This is a genomic window from Marinobacter sp. LV10R520-4 (assembly GCF_002563815.1).
Classification (GTDB): domain Bacteria; phylum Pseudomonadota; class Gammaproteobacteria; order Pseudomonadales; family Oleiphilaceae; genus Marinobacter.
On sequence record NZ_PDJM01000001.1, the window covers coordinates 2468161 to 2488281 of the forward strand.

Here is a 20121-nt window from a genome sequence, read left to right on the forward strand (position 1 = left end):
GCTATGAGTTCAGGACTTGTTAGTGTGGCCTATGTGGTCGCCAGCGTACTGTTTATTCTCAGCCTTGGAGGCTTAAGCCATCAGGAATCGTCGCGCCGCGGCAATCTTTACGGCGTTGCCGGCATTCTTATTGCGCTGGTGGCTACTGTGGCCAGCGTTAGCGACAGCGGGCTTGTGGCTATTGTGATTGCTGTGCTGGTGGGGGCCAGTATCGGCATTGTTATCGCCAACAAAGTGGAAATGACCCAAATGCCACAGCTGGTGGCACTGCTGCACAGCTTTGTGGGTTTGGCCGCGGTGCTGGTGGGCTTTTCTGGCTACATCGAACCGCTGATACAAACAACCGGTGCCGAGCACACCATCAAACTGGTGGAAGTGTTTTTAGGTGTATTTATTGGTGCCGTTACCTTCACCGGCTCACTGATTGCCTGCGGCAAACTGGATGGCCGTATCGACAGCAAAGCTCTTACGCTGCCGGGCAGGCACCTGATGAACCTGGCAGCGTTGCTGGCGTCAGTACTGTTGGGCGCCTGGTTTTTGGGCACCGACAGCGTGGCTCTGGGCGTGATTGCACTGGTGCTGATGACCCTGATTGCCGCCGCTTTGGGTGCGCATCTAATCATGGCCATTGGCGGTGCCGACATGCCGGTGGTGGTTTCGATGCTCAACAGCTATTCCGGCTGGGCCGCAGCGTCTATCGGTTTCATGCTCGGTAATGACTTGCTGATCGTAACCGGTGCGCTGGTCGGCAGCAGCGGCGCGATCCTCAGTTACATCATGTGCAAGGCCATGAACCGGTCGTTTATCAGCGTTATTCTGGGCGGCTTTGGTCAAACCAGCAGCAGCTCTGCCGCCGCTGGGCCTGATCAAACGGCTGCGGAAACCAATATTGACGAGGTATGCGAGGAGCTGCGTAACGCGGATACGGTGATTATCGTACCGGGTTACGGCATGGCTGTAGCTCAGGCCCAAAACGGGGTTAGCGAGATGACCAAGCTGTTGAAAGCGCGCGGAACAACGGTGCGCTTTGGCATCCATCCGGTTGCCGGTCGCCTGCCCGGGCACATGAACGTGCTGCTAGCAGAAGCCAATGTGTCTTACGACATTGTGCTGGAGATGGACGAAATTAACGCCGATTTCCCGCAAACGGATGTGGTGCTGGTTATTGGTGCCAACGACACGGTGAATCCGGCTGCAGCAGAAGACCCCGGCAGCCCCATTGCGGGAATGCCGGTGCTTGAGGTTTGGAAAGCACGGCAGGTGGTGATTCTGAAACGCGGAATGGCAACGGGTTATGCCGGAGTAGAAAACCCTCTGTTCTTTAAAGACAACTCCCGCATGCTCTTTGGTGATGCCAAAGACAGCATCGATAAGCTGGTCAGCGCGTTGCGGGTCTGAGGCGTGACAGTAAGCGGCTACATACCGGAAAATTCAGCGGGCCGCTTGCTGATAAAAGCGGACACGCCTTCCTTGAAATCCCGGGTCTCGGCTGCTTTCAAAAATGCCAGCCGCTCAGCTTCAAGCTGCGCGGCCAATGGCCTTCCGCCGGCTTGATCAACAAGCCGGCGGAAGGCACCGAAGGCCCGGGTTGGCCCGGTGGCCACACGCTTCACGATAGCCGCCAGTGTTTCGTCAAAGGAACCTGAAGAGGCGACCTCGGTCAACATGCCCCAGTCTTTGGCTTCCGTTGCTGTGAGCTGGCGTCCCAGTAACATCATCGCCGACGCACGTGCTGCGCCGATCTTATGCGGCAACGACCAGCTGCCACCGCAGTCCGGTACGGCGCCTATGCCGTTGTAGGCGATCAGAAATTTCGCGTTTTCTTCTGCTACGATTAGGTCTGCTATCAGCGCGAGGCTGAGCCCGGCGCCCGCTGCGGCACCTTTCACAGCGGCAATAATCGGTGCATCCATGCTCCGCAGCAGCAGAATTGCTTCATGAAGCGGTACGAGTAAGCCATTGATCAGGTCTTGGGTCTGTTCGGGGGTGCCGGTCATGCTGGCGACATCGCCGCCGGCCATAAAGGCTTTCCCTGCGCCGGTTAACACAATGCAGCGTAATCCCTGTTGTTTTTTCAATTCTATTACCGCTTCCAGGAACGCCTCGGCCATGGCTATGTTGATGGCATTGCGAACCTCGGGACGGTTGAACGTAAGGGTAGCGACCCCGGTTTTTTCATCAAATAACGAGATTAATGGGTTGGCGGTCATGGTTCTGCCTTTTAAGATTAACCATAGTGGTTGCGCGATCTCCAAAAGCGGGCAATGGCTGGTTTAGCACTCACGCCATGAACCATTATGGAAAGGGCGACCACAACCAGGGTCAGGTGCATTAACTCAAGTGCCACATTCTTTGGTAGCCCGTGCTGGATCGCGTACATCAGATAGTATAACGAGCCAATGCCCCGCACCCCGAACCAGCTTGCCATATTGCGCAGGTCCATCGGCGCCTTGCTTCCCAGCAAACCGAGATGAACGCTGACGGGGCGGGCAATGAAGAACAAAAATGCGGCGAAACCAACGGCCCGCCAACTCCAGGAATCCCAGAAAAGCGAACCGCCGATCAACAAGACCAGCACAATTTCCGCAAGTTTCTCCAGATGTTCGTTAAAGACCAGGGAGCTTTGATGGATGTGGACGATGGCAGGAGGTTCACCCTTTTCAGCAATCTCCTTTTCAGACTCTTCAGCAAACTCTCCGGAGGTTACAGACGCGTAGTTTTGCATCAGGCCCGCGTGCTTCAATTCAGTATGGCGCAACGCGACTGCGGCACTGAATACCGCCAGAAAGCCCCAGGCATTCACCAACAAACTGAGCCCGTAGGCAAAGGCAAGCAGCCCCAAACCCAGAAAGTTTTCCAGCAACTCTGAGTGGGTAAACGTTTTGCGGGTCATATGGACGACCCAGCCGACACAACAGCCCGCCATAATACCAATTCCGATACCCGCGCCGCTGGCCCAGATTACATCCACTGCCAGCCAGCGCCAGCCGTTGTCGCCAAGATCGTGCAGCCCCAGCAATCCAAGGCCCAGCATAACGAAGGGGAAGGCGCTGCCGTCGTTCATGCCCGCCTCGGAGGTTAAGGCAAAGCGTAATCGGTCGGGGTCGTTGGCGTGACGCGTCTGTACTTCGGTCGCCAGCACCGGGTCCGTAGGTGCCACCACAGCGCCAAGCAATACGGCTGCACCAAGCGGTAAGCTGAGCCAGTAGTAACCAAAGAGCGTTACAAGACCAACCGTAAGCGCCATGGACACAACCGCCAGCCGCAGAGGCGTACGCCATCGCGCAAAATTAACCGGTACCGGCATTTTTGCGCCGGCGCAGTACAGTGAAATAAGCACCGCTATTTCAGTCAGCAGCTCCATCAGCGCCGACTCTTCCAACGGATTGAAATGAAACAGGCCAAAGCCCATCGGCCCGATAACGGCTCCGATAACCAGATACACGATGGCTGACGTGACGGGAATCGTATTGATATAGGACGCTGTGAAGCCCACCGCCAGCAACAGCGAACCAACTAATATAAACCAGGTGGCAGTGGTCATGAGTGACCCTGTGGTGCGTGTTAAAGAGAGAAAAACGTGTTCAGCATTATCGGCTGTGAGGTAAATATGGCGCTGCGCATCCGGGTTCGTCAAGTACTGTTCGAGGCCTGGCTACTTTGCGCCTTCCTGTAGGCAAGATTATTGAATAATAGACATTTTTTCCTGGTGTTTGCCTGAAGGTTGGACTATTTTTAATTCAGCTCACGCTGGTCGTCTGAAGGCGGCAACAAAAACAATAACATCCGGATCATTCTGGAGTGCGATTTGGCGACTACCGGGTTTTTTAATAGTGATATTGATAGCGATAGTAGAGTTGAGGGTTCGGCGTCAGGCAAGACTGTAAATAACAAAAGCATACTTGAGATTAATAATCTGTCCTTGTCTTTTGGCGGGGTGAATGCGTTGCAGGATGTCAGCTTCAGTGTCCCGGAACAGACCATCACCACGATTATTGGTCCCAACGGAGCGGGCAAGACCTCTCTGTTCAACTGTATTTCCGGTTTTTATACACCTCAGCAGGGCAGCATTCGCTATCAAGGCGAGGTGCTCGCGGGGGTCAAGCCTCCTGCCCGTGCGGCAATGGGGCTGGCCCGTACCTTCCAGAATATAGCCCTGTTCCGGGGCATGACCGTACTCGATAACATCAAGCTGGGCGCTCATGTGCATATGAAAAGCGGCTTGCTGAGTTCACTGGCGTACTTCGGCGCGGCCCGGCGCGAAGAAATGGCTGTGAGAAAAGACGTAGAACGCCACATCATCGACTTCCTTGAAATTGACCATATCCGGCGCCAGCCGGTAGCCAGCTTGTCTTATGGCCTGCAGAAACGGGTGGAACTGGCCCGTGCTCTGGCTATGCGGCCGAAGGTACTGATGCTGGACGAGCCGGTTGCAGGAATGAATCGGGAAGAAAAAGAAGATATGGCCCGGTTTATTCTCGATATTCGCGAAGAGTGGGGCATTACGGTGCTGATGGTGGAGCATGATATGGGCATGGTCATGGATATTTCCGACCACATTGCCGTGCTCAATTTTGGTCAGGTGATTGCCGAAGGCCGGCCTGCGCAGGTGCAGAAGAACCCCGCGGTCATTGAGGCGTATCTGGGCACCAGCGATATGGACAGCCTGCGCAAGAAATTAAATCCCGAACGCGAGGTGGCTTGAGTGGACTGGCTGTTTTTTGGCGAAATCAGTCTTGCGGGCCTTGCGATGGGCGGGCTTTACGCTCTGATCGGGCTGGGTTTTGTGATCATTTACAAAGCCACGCGGGTTATCAACTTTGCCATCGGCGAGATTATGATGTTCGCGGCCTACCTGTTTCTGACCTTTGCCGGAGGTATGGAAATGTCGCCCTGGATTGCGCTGCCGCTGGCGGTGCTTGGGGGTAGTATTCTGGGGGGTGTGATTGAAAAAACGATGATTCGCCCGATGCTGGGGGAATCCTCTATTTCAGTGGTGATGGTCACCATCGGTATTGCCAGCATTCTGGTGGGGCTGGTAGAACTGATATGGGGCGCAGACCCGCAGCTTTTGCCAGGTTTTCTGCCGCGTAAACCGGTGTTCATCGGCGAAATGTATCTGGCGCCTAAAATCGCCTACGGATTCCTCATTGGCGCCGCCTTGCTTATCGTTTACCTGTTGTATTTTCGCTTCTCCCGGGGCGGCGTGGCGCTTCGCGCTACCGCGTCAGACCAGGCTGCGGCCTATTCCATGGGTATTAATGTGCGGCGGGTGTTCAATCTGTCGTGGGTGTTTGGCTCTCTTGCAGCCTCACTTGCGGGTGTACTGGTGGCGGCAACCGGTGGGCTTAGCCCGCAGTTTGGTGCTATTGGCCTGAGCGTATTGGTGGTGGTTATTGTGGGGGGTCTTGACAGCATCGTTGGTGCGCTTGTTGCCGGGATATTCATTGGCTGGCTGGAAACCGTGGCTGGCGCCTACCTGGGGGGCGAGTATCGGATGCCGGCAACATTCGCCGTGCTGGCCGTCATTCTGATTTTCCGCCCGTACGGCCTTTTTGGCACCCATGAAATAGAGCGAGTGTAAGATGCGCATCGGTGACGCGAAACACAACTATGAGGCCGATGAGGCCATCTTCAGCAGTTCCACCCAGAAAATCTGGTTCGCGCTTTTTTTACTCGCTCTGCTGATTTTTCCGTTTATGGCCGACTCCTACCTGATGTATCTGGGTTGTTTGGTGGGCATTGCGGTTATCAGTACCACGGGACTGAACATACTGACCGGATTTACCGGCCTGATCTCTCTTGGTCAGGCGGGTTTTATGGGTGTGGGCGGGTATACCGTGGCCTGGTTATCCATGAATACCGGGTTGCCTTTCCCGGTAACGCTTTTGCTGGCCGGGTTGTTGGCTGCTGCGGTGGGTATTCTGGTGGGTTTACCTTCTCTTCGGGTTAAAGGGCTTTACCTGGCGATTGCCACGCTTGCGGCCAGTGTTTTTCTGCATTTTATCTTTGCCGAGTGGGAGTCTGTAACCGGAGGTATGGGCGGCCTGAGCCTGGAGCCGGCGCATCTGTTCGGGCTGACGTTCCAGACCGACTTTGCGATGTATTTTATCATTGTGCCGCTGGCGATACTGATGGTGCTTGCCGCTAAAAATGTGTTCCGCACCCGCATTGGTCGGGCGTTTATCGCCATCCGGGACCGAGATATTTCGGCCGAAATTCTTGGCATTAACCTGCTGCATTATAAGTTGATGTCGTTCGCGCTCAGCTCATTTTACGCCGGTGTTGCCGGTGGTCTGTTTGCTTATTTCTTCCGGGTTGTCACACCAGAAAGTTTCCCGCTTTCTATGTCTATTTTCTATCTGGCGGCCGTCATTGTTGGCGGTATGGGCAACCTGCTGGGCGGAATTCTCGGTGCTGCTTTCATGACGCTGATTCCGGAAGTTCTCAAACTACTCACCGCAGCCCTGACACCGTTTTACCCGAACGCACCGATATTCATGTCGCCGATGCTCGAAATCATTTTCGGCGCGCTGATTGTCGGTTTCCTTATTTTTGAACCGCACGGGCTGGCGGAGATCTGGCATCGCATTCGGCGCTTTTTCAGCTTATGGCCTTTCAGAAACTAGTGGATTTAACAACAAGAAGCCGCAAGGAGAAGAAACATGTTCAAAAGCATCCTCAACAAAAGCCGTAGGCTCGCAGGTATCGGCAGTATTGCCGCCGCCCTCGTGGCAGTGGCGCCCGCAATGGCACAGGATAAAGAGCCCATCGTATTTGGTGGCTCAATACCTCTGTCTGGCGTTTTCGCTTTTGCCGGCGTGCACATTCACGCCGGCCTGACTGACTATACAACCTGGATCAACAGCCAGGGTGGAATCAACGGTCACCCGGTGGAATATGTAATGGAGGACACCGGTTATGAAGTAGATCGTTCCGTCGCCGCCTTCAAGAAAATTACCGGCAGTAACAATGTTTCGGTTTACTACGGTGACAGTACCGGATTCATGAAAACAATCGCCTCGGAACTGAACAGCAGAGGCACCACCTTGATGAGCGGCGCATCGTTTGCGACCGCGCTGACGGACAATGAACAGTACCCGTATCAGTTCATTCCCGGCCCGAATTACACCCAGATGCTCGGGATTATTCTTGAGTACATTGCGACTCAGGGCAAAGACGGCGAGATGCCAACCGTCGCGTTTGTATACAGCGATACCGAGTTTGGTAAAGATCCTATTGAAAACGGCAAGGCCAAAGCCGCCGAGATGGGTATCGAAGTCGTAGAAGATATTGTCACCAAGCCCGGCAGTGTGGATGTGTCTGCAGAGATACTGAAGCTGCGCCGGGTGCGCCCCGACTTTGTAGTATTCCACGGCTATGTGTTGTCGCCCATAAACGAGTTCATGGTGCAGATGCGGCAGATGGGCCTGGATACCCAGTTTATGGGCACCTTCTGGTCGTCTGACAAACTCATCATCAACAAGATGGGTGCAGATGCTGATGGCTATATGGGGGTTATGCCATACAACTATTATGACAGCGCTGAAGGCGGACCGATGCTCGACGCATTGCGTGCCGTAGCACAAAAGAGCGACCCGGATACGGGCTATCGCCCCACCGGCTATATGCAGGGCTGGTTTAATGCGATGGTATGGACCGAGGTGATCAAGCGCACCATGGATGCGGGCAAAGAGCTGACTGCTGAGAATATGGCCGAGTCTCTGGCTTCTATCAAAGACTGGGACACCGGCGGCATTATCGGTATTCCGGTTTCGGTGCAGGACATGTCGTTCCCGGTGGGTCGTATCTGGCGTGTGAACGCTAAAGAAGAACGCTACGAGCCCGTATCTGACTGGATTCACCTCGACTGAGACGCTGTATGGAAGCCTTGCTGGAAATCGATAACATAGAAGTGGTTTACAACAAGGCGGTGCAGGTTCTTCGGGGCCTGTCACTGCGTGTGCCACACGGCGCCATTGTGGCGCTGCTGGGTTCCAACGGCGCTGGAAAATCCACGACGCTGAAAAGCGTGTCGGGGCTGCTGGCGCTGGAAGACGGCGAGGTGACAGCCGGAGAAATCCGCTTCAAGGGCCGTTCTTTAAAAGGAGTAGCACCGGAAAAGCTGGTTCGTGGCGGTCTTTTTCACGTGATGGAAGGGCGCCGCGTCTTCGAGGATCTGACCGTTGAGGAAAACCTTGTTGCGGCAACCTATGCGCTCAGTGGGCGTAAGATTTCGCTGAACGATTCCTATGAGCTGGTTTATGACTATTTCCCCCGCCTCAGGGACCGCCGCAAGCAACTGGCGGGTTACCTGTCTGGCGGGGAGCAACAGATGCTGGCGCTTGGCCGTGCGCTGATTGCACAGCCAGAAATGATGATGCTGGATGAACCGTCGCTGGGCCTGGCGCCACAGTTGGTAGAAGAAATATTCACCATTATTGCGCGGATAAACCGGGAGCAGGGCACGGCAATACTGCTGGTGGAACAGAATGCGGCCGTATCTCTGGCGATTGCTTCGTATGGCTACATTATGGAAAACGGAAAAATAGTGATTGACGGCCTGGCGGACAAGCTTGCCACCAATGAGGATGTGCAGGAATTCTACCTGGGGGTGGGAGGCAAGGAAGGAGAGGCCCGCAGTTACCGGGACATCAAACACTACAAACGCCGTAAGCGGTGGCTATCATGACAACACCGCAGGTTCGTGATCTTACGCTCGTGCAAATGCTCCGTGCCCACGCAAAAGAACGCCCGGACATGCTGGCGCTTCGACAGAAAGATTTCGGTATTTGGCAGGCCTATTCCTGGCAGCGTTATTATCAGCGCGCGCGACACTTTGGCCTGGGCCTTCGCGCTTTGGGTCTTTCCGAAGGTGGCCACGTTGCCATTATTGCGGAAAACAGGGCGGAGTGGGTCATCGCTCAGATGGGTATTGGCCTGGTGAATGGTATCTGTGTGGGGGTTTATCCCACCAGCCCCTGGAACGAAATCGCTTATGTGCTGGAGCACAGCGATGCACAAATGGTGGTCTGTGAAGATCAGGAGCAGACCGATAAGGTTCTGCAGGCCTGGCCCGAACTGCCACAGCTAAAACACAATATTGTTATTGACACCAAAGGGCTGCGTTCCTACGCGTCGCCGCCGTCTGCGTTTGAAGAAATCGAGACCCTTGGGCGGGAGTTCGAAAAAAGCCACACCGGGTTGATTGACGAGTTGCTCGACAGCCAGAAGATGGATGATATCGCTCTGATGATTTACACCTCCGGCTCTACCGGCCGGCCTAAAGGCGCAATGATCAGCTGGGGTAACCTGCAGGCGGGTGCGCCGGGGCTGATTGAATTGCTGGGAGTGGACCCGCGCAGTACCAGCCTGTCCTATTTGCCTCTGTGCCATGTGGCGGAGCAGGCGCTGACTAATATTGCGCCGGTTTACGTGGGCAGTGCAGTGAGTTTTGGCGAGAGCCTGCGCACGATTCAGGAAGATCTGCGGGAGATTGCACCTACGTTTTTCCTGGGCGTTCCGCGGATATGGGAAAAGCTCCATTCCGCCATTTATATCAAAATGCAGGAAACAGGGCGTTTGCGGCAAGGGCTTTTCAATTATGCAATGAGCGCCTGTGAGCCTCTGGTGAGCAAACCAAAAGCTCAATGGAGCCTTGGGGAGCGCCTCACCTACAGTATTTATTATTGGCTGGTGTTCCGTGCTCTGCAGAATTTTATCGGGTTGCGTCGTTGCACCATCGCGCTTACCGGCGCCGCCCCGATTTCAACGGGCATTCTTCAGTTCTTCCGAACTTTGGGCGTACCCCTGGTTGAGGTATACGGCCAAACCGAGAGCACGGGTGTCGCGACGGCCCAGCGTCCGGATAATGTGTGCCTTGGCACTGTCGGCATAGCGATTGCCGGGTTGGAGGTAGCATTGGGTGAGCAAAACGAGATCCTTATGCGCGGAGGCACAGTATTTAAGGGCTACTACAAGAATGCTGAGGCAACGGAAGCGACCCTAAAGGAAGGCTGGCTGCATACCGGCGATGTAGGTGAGTGGCAAGACGGGCAGCTGCGAATCGTCGACCGGCTCAAGGACATTATGATTACTGCCGGGGGTAAGAATCTGTCGCCCACGGAAATTGAAAACACCATCAAGGCGAGCCCTTACATCAAGGAGTGCATTGTTGTGGGCGAGGCCCGAAAGTATGTTTCGGCGCTGATCCAAGTCGATTTTGACTCAGCAGCAAAATGGGCGGAACAAGAACGGATTGCCTACACCACGTTCCGCAGCCTGACGGAGCACGACAAGGTGCGAGAGCTGATTCAGGCGGAGGTTACCAAGGGCAATGACAGGCTGCCACAGGTGGCGCAGATCAAACGTTTTTATCTGCTAAACAAAGAGCTGGATCACGATGACGGCGAGGTGACCGCCACCATGAAAGTGCGTCGGAGCAAAATTTATGAGAAATACGCGGAGGTAATTGAGTCGTTATATGGTCAACAGACTCAGTAAAGTTTGGTGAGGGATTTGCGGGCGAAATCGTCCACATCGCCAAGCCGTCCTTCCTTCACTTTGGTGAGCCATTCAGGGTCTTGCAGAAGCGCCCGGCCCACAGCAATAAGCTCAAACTCGTGGTTGTTCATGCGCTTTACCAGCTCGTCGATACCAGACTGTTCAACCGACTCCTGCTTGCTGGCCATAGTGCCGCTAATGAAATCTTCTGTCAGGCCAACGCTGCCAACCGACATAGTGGGCTTGCCCGACAGCTTCTGAGTCCAGCCTGCAAGGTTGAGGTCAGAGCCTTCGAATTCTGGTTCCCAGAAACGGCGATTTGAGGCATGGAAAATATCCACACCGGCGTCAACCAGCGGCTTGAGGAACTGCTCGAGCTGTTCGGGGCTGTGCACCAGTTTTGCGCCATAGTCCTGCTGCTTCCATTGAGAGAAACGCAGCATGATGGGAAATTCAGGGCCCACGCGATAGCGAATCGCCGCCACGATCTCGACCACGAAACGCAGGCGGTTTTCCATGCTGCCGCCGTACTCGTCATCGCGCTGGTTGGTGCCTTCCCACAGAAACTGATCAAGTAAATAACCGTGGGCGCCGTGAATCTCCACGCCGTCAAATCCCAACGCTTTGGCGTCTTGTGCGGCGTCGGCAAACGCGGTCACAACATCATTGATGTCTTCTTTGCTCATTGCCTTGCCACTGGGCTTGCCGGGTGCAAACAGGCCTGACGGGCTGTAGCCGGGAACCGAAGGATTTGGCTCTGTGCCTTCCTTGCGCACCGAACCCACATGCCAGAGCTGCGGGAAGATAGCGCCACCGGCTTCGTGCACGGCATCCACTACTTTCTTCCAGCCCTCCAGTGCATCAACACCGTGAAACGCGGGTACATCGGGATAGCCACTGGCTGCGGGATGATTCACCGTGGTGCCCTCCGTAATAATAAGGCCCACACCGGCTTCGGCACGGCGCCGGTAATAGGCAACCACGTTCTCGCCGGGAACGCCATTGGGCGAAAAATTCCGGGTCATAGGTGCCATGGCAACGCGGTTGCGAAGTGTCAGGTTATGAACGTTGAAAGGTTCAAACATTGGGCCCAGGTTCATGGTCATCAGTAACTGCTCCTGAAAAATTGATGTTTAAAATAAAACTGCGAAATTCGATAGGTACCTTATTATGGGGCCCGCAGTCTGGCCAGGCCATCAGCGTTTTCAACACTGCCTTTAACTGCCCCAGATTTTGTGGAAATCGTGGAACTCAAGCATGATTAACTCTTGCTGATTGTCGGTTAGGGTCTGAGGCGCCATGATGGCGGTATTACTAACATAAGGTGAGTTTATGGCATTGCGATACTGGGTAGTTCTGACGATTCTTATCGGTGGTCTCGTCGCATTGTTGCCCGGCATATACGTGCGTTTGGCGGCGGGTGATCCGCACATGACAGGCGCGCTGCTGGGTGGCCTGGTTGCCGCTGCGGCGACGGCGCTGGGCACGATTCCCGCGGTGTTAACGCGTCAGCTTTCGCAGCGCTTTATCGATACACTAATGGGGTTTGGTGCCGGCGTTATGCTAGCAGCAACGTCGTTTTCATTGATTATACCGGCACTGGATACTGCCGCTGATCAGGGCGCAGGTTCGTGGCTTGCAGGGGGCATTGTTGGCGGCGGTATTATACTGGGCGCTCTGGCTTTGCTGATGATTGAGCGGGTTGTGCCCCATGAGCATTTTGTGAAAGGTGTCGAAGGGGGCGCCAGCTCTGAAATTAATATCGAGCTGGCGGCAAGGCTCAAACGCGTCTGGCTCTTTGTAGCGGCAATCGTGTTGCACAACTTTCCTGAAGGCATGGCGATTGGTGTTTCATTTGCCGGGCCTGACCTGGTCGGTGCACAGGCCCTGGCGGTAGGTATTGCGATACAGGATATTCCCGAAGGCTTTGTGGTTGCTTTGGCCTTGATGAGCGTTGGTTACAGTAAAGGGTTAGCCCTTGGCGTTGGTGCTCTTTCTGGTTTGGTGGAGCCTGTCGCGGCCCTGTTGGGTGTCGCATTGATTGGCCTTTCGGTTCATCTTCTGCCCTGGGGGTTGGCGATTGCGGCAGGTGCAATGCTGTTTGTGATCAGCCATGAAATTATTCCCGAGTCCCATCGCGCCGGCCACGAAACCTGGGCAACGAGTGGGCTTATAATCGGATTCGTGCTGATGATGCTTCTCGATACAGCGCTTTGAGCACCAAACTCCCGAATCATTAGTGCCGCAATTATTACTTGAATTCGGGCTCAGAAAAACCTAAGCTACTGTAAATTAATAAAAAAATAAGGAGAATATTAATGCTCGATAGAGCCGCCCGGCCCATGGTCAGTCTGGTCGACAAATATCTGCCAGATCCGTACATCTTTGTAATTATCCTAACCTTGGTCTCTTTCGGTGCCGCTATGGCGTTTGAAGGTCATGGCCCAATGGCTGTGATTGAAATGTGGGGCGACGGTTTCTGGAGCCTGCTTACTTTCTCGATGCAGATGCTGCTTGTTCTGGTTACAGGGTTCATGTTGGCGAGCACGCCGTTTGTTCGGGGAATACTGAACCGCGTTGCCGCACTGGCCAGTACGCCGGGCCAAGCTATTATTCTGGTGACCTTTGTAGCGCTTATTGCAAGCTGGATTAACTGGGGGTTTGGCCTGGTTGTTGGCGCTCTTTTCGCCAAGGCACTCGCCCGGCACGTCAGGGTTCACTATCCGCTTTTGATCGCAAGCGCCTACTCTGGTTTTATTGTTTGGCACGGGGGCCTTGCCGGCTCAATTCCGCTGGTTATAGCGACCGAAGGGCACTTTAGTCAGGATATTATTGGCGTTATTGGTTCGGGCGAAACCATCTTTGCATTCTTCAATCTTGCCATCATCGGGGCGCTGTTTATTGTTGTTCCGCTGGTAAATCGCCTGATGTTGCCGAAAGAAGAAGACAGCGTGTACGTAGACCCAGCGGTGCTGAATGACGAACCAGACACCAGCGTTTCTATAAAACGCCCGGCAGATCACCTTGAAAATAGCAGAGTACTGGCCTGGCTGATTGGCTTTAGTGGGTTAGCATTTATTTTTCAGTACTTTATGGACGGCGGTGGTTTGAACTTGAACATCGTCAATTTCATGTTCCTGTTCCTGGCCGTTATTCTGCACCAGACGCCTAAACGGCTACTGGATAGCCTGCACGAAGCGGTTAAAGGCGGTTCAGGTATCGTTATTCAGTTTCCGTTCTATGCCGGTATTATGGGCGTAATGACGGCTTCGGGCCTTGCCGCCAGCATTTCATCGGGCTTTGTGTCCATAGCGACAGCGGAGAGCTTGCCGTTCTGGAGCTTCATCAGCGCGGGGCTGGTGAACATATTTGTTCCCTCCGGCGGTGGACAGTGGGCTGTGCAGGCGCCTGTTATGTTGCCTGCAGCTCAGGAACTTGGGGCAAGCATTCCGCGAGTGGCCATGGCCGTTGCCTGGGGCGATGCATGGACCAACCTTCTGCAACCTTTCTGGGCATTACCGGTTTTGGCTATTGCAGGGCTTAAAGCCAAGGACATTATGGGATACTGCCTGATGCTGCTGATTATCACCGGCGTGATTATCAGCGTGGGCCTTACCTGGCTATAAAGACTTGTGGTTACAACCCGGGGCATGCTGGCTCCGGGTTGTATTTTGGCTTAGAGAAAAACGACTGACACATGCGCCCTTAAAATCGACTTAGCTAGTGCCTATGAAAAGCACGTTATATTCCTATCGGTTTCAACCCGCCCAGGTTCGCTCTGAGCTCATGCGGATGCTCCCCATTTCCCTGTTCGTGGTGGCGTTTGGTGCTGCGTTTGGTTTGGCGGCAGTGCAAAAGGGGCTGGCTCCTTTAGACACACTTCTGATGAGCACCCTGGTATTCGCCGGGGCAGCGCAGTTTGCCGCGATCGACATGTGGGGAGCGGAAGTGTCTGTTATCCCGGTTATGGTCGTGGTATTTGCCATCAATTCCCGCCATCTGCTGATGGGCGCGTCGCTTTACCCCATGTTAAAAGACGTTGCACCCGCCAAACGGTATAGCCTGCTTCTGGTTCTTACCGACGCCAACTGGGCCGTAGCCGCTCAGGATTACCACAGAGGCAATCGCAACCTGGAGGTCATTCTGGGCGGTGGTTTGGTGCTTTGGCTGGCGTGGATTGTTGGCACCTGGGTGGGTGTTTACTTTGGCGGGCTGTTACAGAACCCGAAGAGCCTGGGGTTAGACATGGTGCTGGGCTGTTTCCTGTTGGCCATGGCTTTGGGCGGTAAGAAAAACCCTCGAATTCTAGTTGCCTGGGCGCTGGCAGCCCTTGCGTCCCTAGCCGCGTGGAAATGGCTGCCCGCCAACACGCACGTCGTCGCAGGCGCCCTTGCTGGTGGTGTGGTTGGGTTCTTTTGGCTCGAGAAAAAACCGGGCAACGAGAATGCCGGGGAGGCGCCCTCGTGACCATTGAGACCACCACAACCGGCGTTATGGTACTGATACTGATCATGACCCTGGTGACCTTGGCCACCCGTTTTGGCGGCGTGTTTATTATGTCCTTCGTGCGGATAAGCCCTCGTATAGAAAGCTTTATCAACACCATGGCCAGCTCTGTGCTTATCGCCATCATCGTGCCCATGGCATTCGAGGGCGATGCAGGGGCGCTTGCTGCTTTGTCGGTAACGGCCGTTACCATGCTCATCCTTCAAAAACCGTTGCCAGCGATTGCTGCCGGTGTTTTCGCCGCAGCTGCTGTGCGATATCTGTTTTAAGCCAAACCGTGAATGCCCACCGCTTCACGCACCTGCTCCAATAACGGCGAGGCTGTGGCGCGGGCTTTAACAGCGCCTGCTTGCAGAATGTCTTCCATATCAGCCGGGCGGGTCATCAGTTCGTTGTAGAGCTCTCGGGCTTCGGCCAGCTCGGCGTTTACCAACTCAAACAACTGCTTTTTGGCATCGCCCCAGCCAATGCCGCCGGCGAAAGCCTCACGCATATTCAGAGTCTGCTCAGGCGTGGCAAACGCCTGCCAGATTTGAAACACCGTCGACGTATCCGGGTCTTTGGCTTCACCCGGCTCCAGCAGGTTGGTTTTGATTTTGTTGATGTGCTTTTTCAGCTGCTTTTCGGCGAGAAACAAAGGAATGGTGTTGCCGTAGCTCTTGCTCATCTTGCGGCCGTCCAGGCCCTGCAGTACCGCAACGTTATCGTCTACCTGGTAATTCGGCAGGGTCAGCAGCGGTTTGTCATTGCAGTAGATGTGGTTGAAGCGCTGGGCAATATCCCGGGCCATTTCAACGTGCTGAATCTGATCGCGACCGACCGGAACCACATTGGCGTTGAACATCAGAATGTCTGCGGCCATCAATACCGGATAACTGAACAGGCCCATTGTGATTGCCTTATCGGCATCTTCGTTCTCTGCCAGGTTGGTATCTACCGCCGCTTTATAAGCGTGGGCGCGGTTCATTAAGCCCTTGGCGCAAACGCAGTTGAAAATCCATGTCAGCTCGGGAATCTCGCGGATATCTGACTGCCGGTAAAATACCGAGTTGTCTGTATCAAGCCCAAGCGCCAGCCAGGTGGCAGCAATCTCGGCCGTGGATTTGTGCACAGCAACAGGGTCCTGGCTTTTAATCAGCGCATGATAATTGGCTAAAAAATAGAAAGCTTCGTTACCGCTGTCCTGGCTGGCCCGGATAGCCGGACGAATTGCCCCTACGTAGTTGCCCAGGTGAGGTGTTCCAGTGGTGGTAATACCGGTTAGCACACGTTTCTTGTTCATGTAATTAAATCGCCATATTGAGCCATGAGTGCGGGCCGATAAGTTAAGCCCGATGAATTGCTTTCGATGTTACCGTTTCATATGGGCGTGTCAGTCGTCATATTACCTGATGTTACAAAGCAACAACCCTTTAGCAACAGCGGACGATGACTCTATTGGCTATTTTCAGAGAGTACCAATTTCAGAGTACCAATTTCAGAGAGTGCCAATGCCTAAAAATAACAATTTCGAGCGTCCGGAATAAACAACACCGGTTGCTTAAGTGGACGCCATGCCAGTATCTGCTACCCAGCTTGAGGAACGAACTCAGGATTCGTCGGAGTTGCTCGAAGGCATTATGCCCTCAGCGATCACCTTTGCCATGATGCTGCGCCACAAGACTATGTCGGCCTGGTTGAGGGCTGAATTCGACGGCTATGAGAATGCGGACGCCGCACTGCCGTATCGCCGCGGCTTGCCCGGCCACATTGTTGCTAACTCTCCCCAATATGGCTGGATTCCAGCGCCGGTGAACCCCCAGCAAACAACGGACTTTGGCCGGCTTGATCTGACCGAAGGCGTCAAAGATCTGGAAGAGTTCTGTCTGACCAGCAAAAAAGGCAATGGCAAACGGATTCAGTTGAATAAAGAGGTAACCGCCGTTCTTCAGAAGCAAATCAACCTGAGTGCGGAGCTTGCGATTAATGTGAGTCGCGAGGAGTACAGCAAAATTCGTGAATTACCAACACTAAATCAAAGATTTTGAGTTGGCATCTGGGTAAACCTACTACGCGGCGATCGGCTGCGCAGTATTTTCCCTTCTAATAACAACGGATTTGCTGGGCAAAAGATCCATCATTATGGGGTTGGACACGCACCCCTTACAGGCTAGCCCTAAGGCCTCACCCGTTGCTTTTCTGAGGATATTAAGAGCGCCGTTGATGTCGGCGTTTATGATCCCGTGTTTGCTTTGATACAACCCTCGGCGGATTCGCTTTCCGCTGAATAGTGGTACGACGTTTTCAGGATTGTTGCCGTAAACCGGCAGGAAGTCGTTGTCCAGAGGGGATGCCTTGGAGGTGTACGACTCTTCCTGAATAACGGTGGTGATGCCGAGGGATTGGCACTTGTATTGGATTTGAGAGATCAAAATCGAATGCGGAATACCGACAAATTTCTGGTTATTCACGCGGCCAATATTGACCTCTTGCTTCCAGTGTTTGTTATAACCGATGACCAGCGTGCCGATGTTGTTCTCCCGACAATACGCGATCACCTTGCTGGACGCTCTGTGCAACAGGTCTTTTATCCGGCGATTGCGTTTGTTGGTCACGGCGCGAATGTGGGCGTATTTGCCTTGGGAGCGAAGTTTGGCCACACGCTTGTTGTACCAGGCATTGATCGATTTCAGCGCTTTACCGTTGATCAGAACAGGGCGAACGCCCGGCTGATCGGTTGCGAGTGCGATAAGGTTGTTGATGCCTAGATCGATCCCGGCCTTGCGGGATTGGTCGAGAAGACGGCAAAAGTTGCCCGCCTCCACAATTTTTGATTCGTTGTAGATAATTTCGATAATGAAGCAGTTGCCCTTGGGTACGATCCGCACCTCAAGCGCAACGGTGTCGCCGACAGACGCGTTCCATTTTTGTGAAAACCGAAACTGCGTTTTGATCGGTGGCAATACACCGTTGGCAAAATACAACGTGCCGTCGACAAACTTGAAGCCGTTTCGACCGATGTGCACGGTGGCCGCTTTGTGGGCGTAACCGGGCTTCTTTGGTTGGGCTTTGAAGGCTGAAGGTGTTTTCTTGAAAGCCGATAAGGCGGCAAAAAACGCCTTCCATTCCTGGCCGACAATCTGTGTGCTCCGCTGGGCGATGGCTGACGGGAGCTTGGTGTACAGTTCCGAGTTGTTTCTCTTGAGCCATTTGTCAGCGTCTCGATGCGACAGCATCTGATCTTTGCCGTCAGGATGGTGCTGCATTAGATAAGAGGTGGCGTTCTTTATCCTGCGAACAATCTGAGTACAAACGCTGGCCCCGCGAAACGCCTCATGATTCTTTCGAATGAGGATTTGCTGGGTGCGAATGTGGGTTGATTTCTCGTTATTCATGTTGATAATATTACGGCTTGACCAAATTGGTGTCAATCGTTTATACAGTGGAATTTACCGACGAAAAGAAGCCACAATTCGTGTGCACATCGAAAACCAAGATCGATCCAAATAGACGCTATCCATCCAACACTAAATCAGAGATTTTGAATTGGAATTCCGCTCATTTCGTTAAAATCGTTCGCGGCGCCATTTACCTCTGGGCAAAAGCCTTGATCGCACAGGGCTTAACCGGCGTACATAACCATTACACCGCGGAGCAGCGGGCGTTGGTGGAAGAACTGGACGACCCGCAGCAGTTCTGGAGCAAGGCAACGGCCGAAGTAGACAGCTTGCCCATGCCAGAGATAAAAACCGCCGGTTTCTTCGAACGTATGTTCGGGCGCGCCAGCTGAGGACAAACAAGATAACGGTGTGCGCCGGTTCATTGCGTTGGTAGATGAGTGCTACGATCGCAGTATTCCGCTGTATCTGAGCGAGACTGTGCCGTTAAACCAGCTATGCAGCCGGTGCGCGTTAGGGTTCCCGTGTCGCCGCACCCTTAGCTGCCTGCAAGAAATGCAGTTTCAGCGGTTTGGGCAGTAAGTCGACCTTATAGCAACGCGTCATCGTTATTTTTCCGAACCCTGGCCACCCGACCCGACTAATTTTCCAAAAAAAGGATTTATCCGTGAAAAAAACAATACTGGGACCCAAGCCGGGCATTGCCAACCTTCAGGTTGTCGACGCTGAAACTCCGCCTTTAGGCGCTAAAGACGTTTTGATTAAAATACAGACGGTTTCTTTTAATTACCGGGACTTGGAAATAATCAACGGAACCTACAGCGAAGCCTTTCAGCCAGGGCTGGTGCCTTTTTCAGACGGTGCTGGTGAAGTTGTCGAAGTGGGTGCGGGTGTCAGTCATTTCCAGCCTGGAGACCGTGTTGTCACCAGCTTTTGGCAGAATTGGGCGAGTGGGGAATTAAAGTACGCAAGGTCCCCTAAAGCATTGGGTGGACATCAAGACGGCGTATGGAGCGACTGCACTGTGCTGGATGAAAGTGGCGTGGTAAAAGTCCCTGATGCTATGTCACTGGTTGAAGCAGCTACTTTTCCGTGTGCTGGCGTGACGGCTTGGCAAGCCTTGGTGGTAAAAGGGCAAGTAAAAGCGGGAGAGTGGGTTCTGATACAAGGAACGGGAGGGGTATCAACTTTTGCCCTGCAAATCGCAAAAATGCACGGAGCTCGGACAATACTGCTTTCTTCGAGCGATAAAAAACGTTCAGCCATGGAAAAGATGGGAGCAGATCACACCATTAACTATATCGATTGCCCCCACTGGGAGACGGCGGTAAGGGATTTGACCAACGGAGTGGGCGTTGACCACGTCATCGAAACCGGCGGGCCATCCACGTTTGAAAAATCGCTCAAATCGATCCGCATGGGCGGACAGGTGTATGTGATTGGCTATAAAGGTGGCAAAGGCGGAGACATTAACCCGCTGTTGATTCTTGCCAGCCAAGCCGAAGTGAAAGCGATTGGCGTAGGCCCGACAAGTTCACTGTTACAAGTACTTGCTGCCTACCTGTCGCTTAATCAAAGGCCGGTTGTTGACAAAATTTTTGGCTGGGATGAATGCGCCGAAGCGCTCGACTATTTTTCTAAAGGACAACACATGGGGAAAGTGGTGGTTGAAAAGCGATAACGGCTTAAAAACGCAATGCAGCTGAAACGAACCGTTGCCTTGTCAAAAATCTGT

18 protein-coding genes and 2 pseudogenes are annotated in these 20121 nt (G+C 53.7%); 15 read left to right on the forward strand and 5 right to left on the reverse strand.

All coding sequences use genetic code 11. The annotated features are described in order from the left end of the window. The first annotated feature begins 3 nt into the window (after window positions 1–3). The gene (pntB, locus tag ATG98_RS11865) at window positions 4–1398 is read left to right on the forward strand and encodes a Re/Si-specific NAD(P)(+) transhydrogenase subunit beta (protein ID WP_098423208.1); all 1395 of its coding nucleotides are present in this window, start codon (window positions 4–6) and stop codon (window positions 1396–1398) included. Between the two features lie 17 nt (window positions 1399–1415). Here pntB and ATG98_RS11870 read toward each other — a convergent pair whose 3' ends face one another. Continuing rightward, complete coding sequence (locus ATG98_RS11870) at window positions 1416–2210, reverse strand: enoyl-CoA hydratase/isomerase family protein (RefSeq protein ID WP_098423210.1); 795 nt, start codon at window positions 2208–2210, stop codon at window positions 1416–1418. A gap of 17 nt (window positions 2211–2227) precedes the next feature. Then, entirely contained in the window at window positions 2228–3544 is a 1317-nt protein-coding gene (locus ATG98_RS11875; protein WP_098423212.1) for a cation:proton antiporter, read from the reverse strand. A gap of 294 nt (window positions 3545–3838) precedes the next feature. Between ATG98_RS11875 and ATG98_RS11880 the strand changes: the two genes are divergently transcribed. From ATG98_RS11880 to ATG98_RS11905, 6 genes are read left to right on the forward strand one after another with little or no spacing between them, the layout of a single operon-like run. Beyond that, a complete protein-coding gene (locus tag ATG98_RS11880) occupies window positions 3839–4705 on the forward strand; it encodes an ABC transporter ATP-binding protein (RefSeq protein WP_218925935.1) in 867 nt (288 codons plus the stop codon). Beyond that, window positions 4706–5584: a branched-chain amino acid ABC transporter permease gene (locus ATG98_RS11885; RefSeq protein WP_098421296.1), complete on the forward strand. Its 879-nt coding sequence runs from the start codon at window positions 4706–4708 to the stop codon at window positions 5582–5584. 1 nt (window position 5585) lies between these two features. Further along, window positions 5586–6629 carry a branched-chain amino acid ABC transporter permease gene (locus ATG98_RS11890; protein ID WP_098423214.1) on the forward strand — a complete coding sequence of 348 codons (1044 nt, stop codon included), beginning with the start codon at window positions 5586–5588 and terminating at the stop codon, window positions 6627–6629. 36 nt (window positions 6630–6665) lie between these two features. Next, on the forward strand, window positions 6666–7874 hold the full coding sequence (locus tag ATG98_RS11895; RefSeq protein ID WP_098423215.1) for an ABC transporter substrate-binding protein: 1209 nt from the start codon (window positions 6666–6668) through the stop codon (window positions 7872–7874). 8 nt (window positions 7875–7882) lie between these two features. Next, window positions 7883–8692 carry an ABC transporter ATP-binding protein gene (locus ATG98_RS11900; protein ID WP_098421299.1) on the forward strand — a complete coding sequence of 270 codons (810 nt, stop codon included), beginning with the start codon at window positions 7883–7885 and terminating at the stop codon, window positions 8690–8692. Beyond that, entirely contained in the window at window positions 8689–10503 is a 1815-nt protein-coding gene (locus ATG98_RS11905) for an AMP-dependent synthetase/ligase (protein WP_098423216.1), read from the forward strand. The genes ATG98_RS11900 and ATG98_RS11905 overlap by 4 nt, the downstream gene beginning before the upstream one ends. Here ATG98_RS11905 and ATG98_RS11910 read toward each other — a convergent pair. Continuing rightward, window positions 10497–11609: an NADH:flavin oxidoreductase gene (locus tag ATG98_RS11910; protein WP_098423218.1), complete on the reverse strand. Its 1113-nt coding sequence runs from the start codon at window positions 11607–11609 to the stop codon at window positions 10497–10499. The genes ATG98_RS11905 and ATG98_RS11910 overlap by 7 nt on opposite strands. A 226-nt stretch (window positions 11610–11835) precedes the next feature. Between ATG98_RS11910 and ATG98_RS11915 the strand changes: the two genes are divergently transcribed. From ATG98_RS11915 to ATG98_RS11930, 4 genes are all read left to right on the forward strand, one after another. Further along, entirely contained in the window at window positions 11836–12720 is an 885-nt protein-coding gene (locus tag ATG98_RS11915; protein WP_098423220.1) for a ZIP family metal transporter, read from the forward strand. 101 nt (window positions 12721–12821) lie between these two features. Then, window positions 12822–14129, forward strand: a complete 1308-nt coding sequence (locus tag ATG98_RS11920) for a short-chain fatty acid transporter (protein ID WP_098423222.1) — start codon at window positions 12822–12824, stop codon at window positions 14127–14129. A gap of 160 nt (window positions 14130–14289) precedes the next feature. Beyond that, window positions 14290–14970: an AzlC family ABC transporter permease gene (locus tag ATG98_RS11925; protein WP_098421304.1), complete on the forward strand. Its 681-nt coding sequence runs from the start codon at window positions 14290–14292 to the stop codon at window positions 14968–14970. Then, window positions 14967–15278 (forward strand): AzlD family protein, encoded by a 312-nt coding sequence (locus ATG98_RS11930; protein WP_098423224.1) that lies wholly within the window; start codon window positions 14967–14969, stop codon window positions 15276–15278. The genes ATG98_RS11925 and ATG98_RS11930 overlap by 4 nt, the downstream gene beginning before the upstream one ends. A gap of 11 nt (window positions 15279–15289) precedes the next feature. Here ATG98_RS11930 and trpS read toward each other — a convergent pair. Further along, window positions 15290–16291 (reverse strand): annotated as a pseudogene (gene trpS, locus ATG98_RS11935) (tryptophan--tRNA ligase); the annotation flags it as partial. Between the two features lie 271 nt (window positions 16292–16562). On the opposite strand from trpS, the gene ATG98_RS11940 reads away from it, so the two are divergent. Continuing rightward, window positions 16563–17036 (forward strand): hypothetical protein, encoded by a 474-nt coding sequence (locus ATG98_RS11940; RefSeq protein WP_228706106.1) that lies wholly within the window; start codon window positions 16563–16565, stop codon window positions 17034–17036. A 21-nt stretch (window positions 17037–17057) separates the two neighbouring features. Here ATG98_RS11940 and ATG98_RS11945 read toward each other — a convergent pair whose 3' ends face one another. Further along, the gene (locus ATG98_RS11945; RefSeq protein WP_098423227.1) at window positions 17058–18383 is read right to left on the reverse strand and encodes an RNA-guided endonuclease InsQ/TnpB family protein; all 1326 of its coding nucleotides are present in this window, start codon (window positions 18381–18383) and stop codon (window positions 17058–17060) included. 146 nt (window positions 18384–18529) lie between these two features. On the opposite strand from ATG98_RS11945, the gene ATG98_RS11950 reads away from it, so the two are divergent. From ATG98_RS11950 to ATG98_RS11960, 3 genes and pseudogenes are all read left to right on the forward strand, one after another. Then, complete coding sequence (locus tag ATG98_RS11950) at window positions 18530–18778, forward strand: hypothetical protein (RefSeq protein ID WP_228706107.1); 249 nt, start codon at window positions 18530–18532, stop codon at window positions 18776–18778. Further along, a pseudogene (zapE, locus tag ATG98_RS11955) lies at window positions 18771–18968 on the forward strand (AFG1/ZapE family ATPase); the annotation flags it as partial. The gene ATG98_RS11950 and the pseudogene zapE, both read left to right, overlap by 8 nt. An 85-nt stretch (window positions 18969–19053) precedes the next feature. Then, window positions 19054–20067 carry a zinc-dependent alcohol dehydrogenase family protein gene (locus ATG98_RS11960; RefSeq protein ID WP_098421308.1) on the forward strand — a complete coding sequence of 338 codons (1014 nt, stop codon included), beginning with the start codon at window positions 19054–19056 and terminating at the stop codon, window positions 20065–20067. Window positions 20068–20121 lie beyond the last annotated feature (54 nt).